Source organism: Acinetobacter variabilis (genome assembly GCF_000369625.1).
Taxonomy (GTDB): Bacteria; Pseudomonadota; Gammaproteobacteria; order Pseudomonadales; family Moraxellaceae; genus Acinetobacter; species Acinetobacter variabilis.
In genome coordinates, this window is the sequence record NZ_KB850113.1 from 469,613 (window position 1) to 478,015 (window position 8,403).

The window sequence follows — 8,403 nt, forward strand, 5'->3', positions numbered from 1 at the left end:
AGATTGAGCTTTATCGGGACTTGTTGCAAGTCTAGGGAATACACGACTAAATCGTTGATTTCATTGTGTGAAAATAAAGCACGCCTCATCATAGCAAAAAATAGCCACATCGGGCGCAATAATTTTTCAATTTTCAGGCTAGTGATTAGCTCACAGCCTTTTAGGCATTTTAAATGTGCGTATAAGTAATTAACTGACAAAAAGTAAGTTTAAATAAATATTGCAGTTATTATTTTTTAAATTAAAAATAAATAAGTTTTAAATGATTAGGGCGTGTCCTCATTTGAAGAATTGGTTTTAAATACTTAAAATCCTCCTTTAAGCTCTTTTCATTTCTATATTTTTTCAATGGCACGTACTCTTCTCACCGATGATATTTGGCAGCAAATTCAAGATACTATGCGATTACACGGTTGTTACTGTTCAAAAAATAGTAGAAATATCATGGAAGCCATCTTATGGAAACTACGTACGGGTGCGACATGGCGTGATATTCCTCAAGAACTTTGCCCTTGGCAAACTGCTTACAATCGCTTTAATCGCTGGGCAAGTAAGGGATTATGGGATAAATTTTTTTTAGATTACGAGGCATTCTGGATCAGGAATGGGTATTCATTGATGGAAGCTACATACGCGTGCATCAACATGCAAGTGGAGCTCGGCATGGTTTCGAAAGAGCAATTGGACAATCACGCGGTGGACGAACAACAAAAATACATCTTGCAACCGACGCGAATGGATTACCGATTGATTTTAAAATCACTGGGGGTGACGTCCACGACAGTCAAGTTGCAAAACAACTGATTGATATTGTAGGCGAGGCAACTTATCTCATTGCTGACAAGGGGTATGATGCTGAGCACATTAGAATATGTGCCAAGAACAAGAATATGATTCCCATTATTCCATTGAGATCAAACAGTAAGAGATCGAATAAGGAATTTGATAAATATCTATATAAATTAAGACATTTAGTTGAAAATGCTTTTGTGAGATTAAAACATTTCCGTGCTATTGCAACTCGATTTGATAAACTAGCACGCAATTATAAATCTATGATCCGTATAGCCTGCATATTTATTTGGTGCAAAGCCAAATGAGGACACGTCCTAAAATAATGATGCTGAAAAAAACATCATTTGAATAATAATGCATGGTATAAATCAAAGAATAAGATCGACAATTTGAATAAAAGTGACTCAAAATAGTGATCTTTTTAAATACAAAAACCTCCAGATACCACTTTGTAACTGATAGAAATTAACCAGAATTAAACGAAATTGAATATTTTTTAAACTAAATTAGCATAAAAACGCAAATCCTCACTGAAAAGTGCTCCTATTCTTACCTAATATGAAATCATCGCACTATTTAGGTGCGCTAAAAAAATACCTGCAACAAATCTCAGGAAGAATGCTTGAATATAGTGCATTTAGTTTAAGTCACAGTATAATAGCGACAAGGTATTTTTATCTTTCTATGTTTTCTTATAAAGATTTCAAGATTTTAGATATACTTTTAAAAGTTGGTACGCTAATTGCTTAATAGATACCAACTTCTAACACGCACTTTGCGAGTGCAACAAAAAACATCGGAGCAAAATGAGCATGGCGAACAAGGTCCTTCAACTCATACAAGAAAGTGGCGCGAAATGGGTCGATTTTCGCTTTACTGATACCAAGGGTAAAGAACAGCACGTTACTTATCCAGCAGACAGTATTGATGAAGATACGTTTGAAGACGGCAAAATGTTTGACGGTTCTTCAATCGCAGGTTGGAAAGGCATCGAAGCATCGGACATGATCTTACGTCCAGATGCAGAAACAGGTTTCATCGACCCGTTCTTTGCAGAGCCAACTGTTGTTGTGACTTGTGACGTTATCGAACCATCAACTGGTCAAGGTTATGAACGTGACCCACGTTCGATTGCTCGCCGTGCAGAAGAATACCTGAAATCTACAGGTATCGGTGATACTGCATTCTTCGGTCCAGAACCAGAATTCTTCGTATTTGACGAAGTGAAATGGGACATCGACATGTCTGGCGCTCGCCACACATTAATCGCTGAAGAAGCTGCTTGGTCTACTGGTAAAGATTACGAAGCAGGTAACTCAGGTCATCGTCCACGTGTTAAAGGTGGTTATTTCCCAGTTCCTCCTGTTGATTCTCATCAAGATATGCGTGCAGACATGTGTGCAAAAATTGAAGAAATCATGGGCCCAGGTCGTGTAGAAGTACATCACCACGAAGTTGCGTCTTGCCAGTTAGAAATTGGTGTGAGCTTCAACACAATGGTTCGTAAAGCTGACGAAGTACAACAGTTCAAATATGCTGTTTGGAACGTTGCGCACCAATACGCTAAAACTGCAACCTTTATGCCTAAACCAATGGTAGGCGATAATGGTTCTGGTATGCACGTTCACATGTCGATCTCTAAAGATGGCAAGAACTTGTTTGCTGGTGATGAATATGCAGGCCTTTCAGAAATGGCATTGTACTTCATCGGTGGTGTGATCAAACATGCTCGTTCATTGAATGCGATCACTAACCCATCTACAAACTCATACAAACGTTTGGTACCTCACTTCGAAGCACCGATTATGCTTGCTTACTCAGCGCGTAACCGTTCAGCTTCTATCCGTATTCCTTACGTTTCTAGCCCTAAAGGCAAACGTATTGAAGCACGTTTTCCTGATCCAATGATGAACCCGTACCTAGGTTTCGCTGCATTGTTGATGGCGGGTATCGACGGTATCCAAAACAAGATTCACCCAGGTGAAGCTGCTGACAAGAACCTGTACGATCTTCCTCCTGAAGAAGAAGCGAAAATCCCTACAGTGGCGCACAGCCTTGAAATGGCACTTGAATCTCTTAAAGAAGATCATGACTACCTGCTTAAAGGTGGCGTGTTCACTAAAGAAATGCTTGATGCTTATATCGAACTTAAGACTGAAGATGTACGCCGTCTGAATACGACTACTCACCCAGTTGAATTCGACATGTACTACAGCCTGTAATTCTGATCTGAATTTCACTGTAAAAAAGACCCGCCTTTGTGCGGGTTTTTTTGTATGATGCTGTTATTGATCAAAGATATGAAGTTATGGCACAACGTAAAAGACATACCGGCTTTTTTCCCTGGATTGATCCTCAGGATCATAGTAAAGGCTTTAAACTGAATTTTTCTGAAGTGACCTATGTAGATGTTGCGCGTACACCTGAAGGTTATAAACAGGTTGAGTTTGTGGCATTACGTCATCCTGAGTTGGCTTTGGATTATGATTATCCACAAAGTTTTTATCTCACAACAGATGGCATGATTTTGAAAAAGCTGCCAAGTGGAAAATATGAAGTGATTGCCAAAACAGATAATGCCTAATCGTGAAGTTGATAACATTGTGAGTGTAAAATTTAAAAATCCGAATAGACAGCAGATGCCTACAGCACTTCGAGAGTGGCTGTATGCCTCAGGATCATTGACGCAGCAGTTAACAGATCTGGCTGATGGTCAGTTCCGGGTAGAACCACAGCAGGAACATTTTCAGCGTCTGGAATTTGTGGATGCGCGGTGGATGCAGATGCCACATCAGCATACGTCCTGGGTGCGGGAAAGCTATTTATATGGCTCTGAAGAACAGCCTTGGGTCAAAGCCAAAAGTATATTTCCAATTTTAAGCCTGCAAAAACGTGCGCGGATATTCCAGCATATTGGATCGAAGCCGATTGGCTGGCTATTATTCCAGCGTACCAATCCACAGTGTGAGCGACGTGTGATTTATCTGGAAGAGGGCTGGACCCGCCAGAGCTGCTATACTTGGCATGGTTGTAAATTTATCGTACAAGAAACATTTTTACCGGCATTTGAACACTTTATACAAAATCAACAGGCTTAACTTGATATGGCAACTGCACAAGCAATTACTTGGCGTGAACGTCTGAGCGCCTATTATTATCTTTGTCGTTTTGATAAGCCAATTGGCACAGAGCTGGTTTTTTGGCCGACCATGTGGGCGCTATGGGTCGCAGCAAAGGGAATACCTGATCTCAGTATTTTGGTGCTGATGATTCTAGGTGTAATTTTTATGCGTGCAGCGGGCTGTGCCATTAATGACTTTGCCGACCGTAAAGTGGATGCGCATGTCGAGCGTACCAAAACCCGTCCCTTAGCCATCGGTATTATTAGTGCTAAAGAAGCAGTGATGGTCTTTCTGGTGCTCGTCGCAGCCAGTGCCTGCCTGTTATTTTTCCTGCCGATTGAAACCTTTTACTGGTCCTTTGGAGCCTTGTTTTTAGCGTTCATTTATCCGTTTATGAAACGCTATACCCATTTGCCGCAGGTATTCTTGGGAGCTGCATTTTCCTGGTCAATTCCAATGGCCTATACTGCCGTCGGGCAGACGCCAGATTTAACTTGTTGGCTTCTCTATTTTGGCAATCTCGCTTGGACCGTGGCGTATGACACGCAATATGCGATTACTGATCGTGAATATGATTTGAAAATTGGTGTGAAATCCACAGCCATTTTATTTGGTCAGCATGATATTCAGATCATTAGTACCTTACAGGCTTTAAGTCTGGTCTTGATTGGCGCAGCATTATGGATTGAGGATTTGCTTGTTCCACTTGGCTTGATGGGTCTGCTCGCAGTCGCAATTGATTTTATTTATCAATGGTCAGAAACTCGAGATAAGGACCCGCAGCGCTGTTTCTGGGCCTTCCGTCATAACCGCTGGGTGGGGCTGATGATTTTCCTTGGAATCTTTGCCGCGCTTCTGTAACTGCACCTTGTCTGTCTTGTCCTGAAATAGATTGACAGTATTCCACTTCAAACCGAGTTAAGCAATTAGCTCGGTTTTAGTTTGCTCATACGTCTGATTCGGGGTGTTCATATTTAAACTTAAATGTGGTCTATAGCAATTATAAATCATGATAGATTCCGCAATTAAGTGATCTAACTCTTTCATGGTTTGACATCGTGTAGTTAAAAACTCCTGCTTTAATATTCCATTAATCCGCTCTGCTAATGCATTCTGGTAACAGTCTCCTCCATCTGTCATAGAAGGACATACCCCATAATGGCGTAATGCCGATTGATATAGTTCAGAGCAATACTGAGAGCCTCTGTCTGAATGGTGAATCATCCTGGCTGCCCGATCTGTCACATGCTGCATCGCCATATGTAGTGCCTGCACAACATTCTCTGCACGCATATCATTCGATAACTTATAACCTTTAATCTGGCGGGTATAAGCATCTGTCACCAAGGATAAATAATGTACGCCTTCAGCACTCTCAACATAGGTAATATCACTGACAAAGACTTCATTGGCTTGCACCGCTGAATAATCCTTTAATAAATTTGGATGCTTCTTCATCCAATGCTTGCTATCCGTAGTTTTTGTATAACGACGCTTGGGGCGAATCAATAAATTATTTTCTTTCAATATTTTAAATAACTGATCCCGTCCACACTTTAAACCACGCTGCAACAATTTGCCTTTAATAAGCCAATACAGCTTACGTGTTCCGATACTTGGCATGAGACAGCGATACTCCATAACCAACTCGAGTATTTGTTCTGTTACTTGTGCAGTCATTTGAGCACGTTTTTCTGCTTGATAATAAGCTTGTCGAGTGATTCCTAACCACTGACAATAACGTGAAACGCTTAGTCTTCTTTGGCTTTGCCAATCTTTGAAACGTGCTCGGTATACTTTTTTCCAAGATCAGTCCCACACTCTTTATCAATGTGATAAATCACATCCTGTATAAATTCAGTTTTGAGCTTTTCTGCGGCTAACTGTTTTTCTAATTGGCGGATTCGTTGTTGGGGTGTCAATTGGCGTTTAGAAGAAGTCGGCATATTCGAAGTCCAATCCTGTTGTCCGTGCTTGCGTAACCATACCAGCACAGTTGATCTTCCTTGAATACCATATTTTGCCTGAGCTTGTTTATAAGTAATTTGCCCTTTTTCTACTTCATGTACCACCATCATTTTAAAGGCGAAGCTATAATCACGTTGTGTGCGCTTAACTCGTTGTTCTCGTGCATGTTCCATAAAATAAGTCTCTTAAGGTGTAAACTTATTTCAGGACGGGACAGTCGACTCATAACAAAAGCATCCTATAAGGGTGCTTTTTTTTATGCTTAATTCAAGATTCTTCATGAAAATCATAAACAACAATAAGGGATTAGAATATGAATAATGTAGTGAAAAACGGTTTCAAAAAAACCTGTCTGGCACTGGTATGTTCCATGTCATTGTTCATGACTGCGTGTAATGACGATGATAATGATTCGTTTCGACCACAGGAAAGGGTATTTTTAAGTCAACAGTCTTATGATGAGGATACCTTGCCTGAAGCGTCAGATATTCAAGTCATACGCTATAACATGCCAAACGTAAATGGTGAACGGGCTGAAGCGACAGCCATGGTGTTTTATCCAAATACACCTCAACCTCAAGACGGATGGCGGGTGGTGGTTTGGGAACATGGCACGGTGGGTAGCGGTGATTCTTGTGCACCAAGTAATAACCAGCTGAATAATAATTTTAGAGGATTGGCCAGCAGCTTGCTTGCAAAGGGATATGTGATTGTTGCACCCGATTATGAAGGATTAGGTACTCGGGGGATCCATCCTTATTTAAATTTAAAAAGTGCGGCACAATCGGCTATCTATGCAGTAAGAGCCTTTAAGGAACAACAGGGAAATCGATTTAATGGTGCCTGGGTCTCAGTGGGACAATCCCAGGGAGGGCACGCATCACTTGCTACAGCCCAGTTTGCCGATGAAGATCCAAATTATAAGGCAGCAGTTGCAGCAGCTCCGGCTTCAAGTCTGGGTTATATTATCAGTGAAGTAGCACCGCAAGCGCTTAGTGCCTTGGTTGAGGCTGGGCAAGATAATGCTGCGAAAGCAGTCTATGCAGAATTACTGGCTTATGCGGCTTATGTTGCTGTCGGGATTAAAGCTTATGAACCAGGCTTTAACTATCGCAATATATTTTCAAGCCGTGCAGGGATTGTGGCTGAAAAGGCGGAAGGCACGACTGGAGAAAATGGACTTTGTTTAGGGCCATTGATTACTGAATATGTGCAAGATATTGATGATTATCTGGTGAATAATCCGGAAAAAACGGTTGTAAACTATCCAGGATTAGTAGAAAACTTCCAGAATAATTCGTCGGTTGAAAAGTTCCTTGAGAATAATCAGCCTGCAACTGAAAAAATTAATGTTCCTGTGATGATCATTCAAGGTACTGCAGATATGGCTGTTCCATATCCAGTGACAAATACTTTACAACAAGGCTTGAAAGATATGGGAACCACAGTGACTTTTGTACCGGTACAAGACGCATCACATACCGAGGCTATTGTACAAAGCAGAACCCAGCTGCTGACCTTCATCAATACCTATATGCCTTCAGGTATTTCTGTCAGTCCTTAATCCTAAAAGGAGCTTCGGCTCCTTTTCTATTCCTTGTAAGGCTAGGCCTTGAGCAATCATTTAAGTTTGTTATAGTGACTCAGGATTATAGGTTATCAGTATAGGCTTGTTATGTCGGAACAGACAAAACCCCGCAGTATTAAAAAACTGCTTATCTTTGGAACCCTGGCTTTATGTGTGCCGATTTTTTTAGTGACGATGGCATTTCTGGCAGTTAATAGCGATGCAAAAAATCAGGAAAAATATAAGCAGCAACAGGCAGATATGATTGCCCGGATTGAAGCGCGCGAAGCGGCTGAAAAATCAAAGGCAGAGCAGGAGGCTAAAGCAACCCAAGCTGCTTCCGAAGCTGAAACGAATTCCTCTCATTAAACTATTTATCTTAAATCTCTTTGTAGCTGCCGGATCGTTGGAATTTCAGTGTAGCGGACGACTGTATAGCCGGCAGCAATCAGCATTGCATCGCGTTCCGCATCTTCCTGTTCCTTGCCAATATGGGTGGGGTCATCCAGTTCTATAATCGCCACCACATTATATTCCCGGTCCATCACCACAAAATCGGTCACCTTGCGGTTAAACTTGCTGCGCATTTTCATATTGTCATGCGTAATCAAAGCACTAAATGCGACCTGTGCCAGAATGTGATGATGCGGAAAAGCATCTTTCAGGCGAGTAAACATCTTGCTTTCGAAAGCTGTAATGACACGCTTGGGATAGAATTTCTTCTGGCGGGTAAACAGATGAGGGAAGAGCAGGCAAATTAAGGCAAAGCTTGCCAGACAGCCAATCACAAAGAATATAAACTGACTCAAATCAAACACGGATCATAAAAGAGAAAAGAATAAAAAAACCCACTTCGCAGTGAGTAGGTTTTTTTAGAATCTTGGCTCTCCCACCTGGGCTCGAACCAGGGACCTGCGGATTAACAGTCCGTCGCTCTACCGACTGAGCTAT

General features: G+C 41.4%; 9 protein-coding genes and 1 tRNA gene. 7 read left to right on the forward strand and 3 right to left on the reverse strand.

Annotated features, from left to right (window positions below; all coding sequences use genetic code 11):
* The first annotated feature begins 348 nt into the window (after positions 1-348).
* The 5 genes from F897_RS17030 (at position 349) to ubiA (ending at position 4,778) form a co-directional block, all read left to right on the forward strand.
* Positions 349-1,100 (forward strand): IS5 family transposase gene (locus F897_RS17030; RefSeq protein ID WP_414631447.1). Its coding sequence is split into 2 segments (ribosomal slippage): positions 349-583 and positions 583-1,100, totalling 753 coding nucleotides; the frame shifts between segments, so codons are not numbered across the junction.
* A gap of 501 nt (positions 1,101-1,601) precedes the next feature.
* Positions 1,602-3,017: a type I glutamate--ammonia ligase gene (glnA, locus tag F897_RS07885; protein WP_171064793.1), complete on the forward strand. Its 1,416-nt coding sequence runs from the start codon at positions 1,602-1,604 to the stop codon at positions 3,015-3,017.
* An 86-nt stretch (positions 3,018-3,103) separates the two neighbouring features.
* A complete protein-coding gene (locus tag F897_RS07890) occupies positions 3,104-3,379 on the forward strand; it encodes a hypothetical protein (RefSeq protein WP_005234859.1) in 276 nt (91 codons plus the stop codon).
* A gap of 55 nt (positions 3,380-3,434) precedes the next feature.
* Positions 3,435-3,893, forward strand: a complete 459-nt coding sequence (locus tag F897_RS07895; protein ID WP_164071349.1) for a chorismate--pyruvate lyase family protein — start codon at positions 3,435-3,437, stop codon at positions 3,891-3,893.
* 6 nt (positions 3,894-3,899) lie between these two features.
* Positions 3,900-4,778, forward strand: coding sequence for a 4-hydroxybenzoate octaprenyltransferase (ubiA, locus tag F897_RS07900; protein WP_005234862.1), 879 nt, complete (start codon positions 3,900-3,902; stop codon positions 4,776-4,778).
* 57 nt (positions 4,779-4,835) lie between these two features.
* On the opposite strand, the gene F897_RS17035 is transcribed toward ubiA, so the two are convergent.
* A protein-coding gene (locus F897_RS17035) for an IS3 family transposase (RefSeq protein ID WP_104425744.1) occupies positions 4,836-6,058 on the reverse strand; the annotation gives its coding sequence in 2 pieces (ribosomal slippage) (positions 4,836-5,722 and positions 5,722-6,058; 1,224 coding nt in all).
* Positions 6,059-6,198: 140 nt separating this feature from the next.
* Between F897_RS17035 and F897_RS07915 the strand changes: the two genes are divergently transcribed.
* Both F897_RS07915 and F897_RS07920 read left to right on the forward strand, forming a co-directional pair.
* A complete protein-coding gene (locus tag F897_RS07915) occupies positions 6,199-7,449 on the forward strand; it encodes an alpha/beta hydrolase family protein (RefSeq protein ID WP_005234864.1) in 1,251 nt (416 codons plus the stop codon).
* 111 nt (positions 7,450-7,560) lie between these two features.
* The gene (locus F897_RS07920) at positions 7,561-7,821 is read left to right on the forward strand and encodes a hypothetical protein (protein WP_005234866.1); all 261 of its coding nucleotides are present in this window, start codon (positions 7,561-7,563) and stop codon (positions 7,819-7,821) included.
* A 5-nt stretch (positions 7,822-7,826) separates the two neighbouring features.
* On the opposite strand, the gene F897_RS07925 is transcribed toward F897_RS07920, so the two are convergent.
* Entirely contained in the window at positions 7,827-8,270 is a 444-nt protein-coding gene (locus F897_RS07925; protein ID WP_004782760.1) for a DUF2726 domain-containing protein, read from the reverse strand.
* 63 nt (positions 8,271-8,333) lie between these two features.
* Positions 8,334-8,403 (reverse strand) — tRNA-Asn (locus tag F897_RS07930).

What these genes read in the sequence shown, in the direction of transcription:
- glnA (WP_171064793.1), top strand. Translation starts at nt 1,602, where the DNA reads ATGAGCATGGCGAACAAGGTCCTTCAACTCATACAAGAAAGTGGCGCG.
- F897_RS07890 (WP_005234859.1), top strand. Translation starts at nt 3,104, where the DNA reads ATGGCACAACGTAAAAGACATACCGGCTTTTTTCCCTGGATTGATCCT.
- F897_RS07895 (WP_164071349.1), top strand. Translation starts at nt 3,435, where the DNA reads ATGCCTACAGCACTTCGAGAGTGGCTGTATGCCTCAGGATCATTGACG.
- ubiA (WP_005234862.1), top strand. Translation starts at nt 3,900, where the DNA reads ATGGCAACTGCACAAGCAATTACTTGGCGTGAACGTCTGAGCGCCTAT.
- F897_RS07915 (WP_005234864.1), top strand. Translation starts at nt 6,199, where the DNA reads ATGAATAATGTAGTGAAAAACGGTTTCAAAAAAACCTGTCTGGCACTG.
- F897_RS07920 (WP_005234866.1), top strand. Translation starts at nt 7,561, where the DNA reads ATGTCGGAACAGACAAAACCCCGCAGTATTAAAAAACTGCTTATCTTT.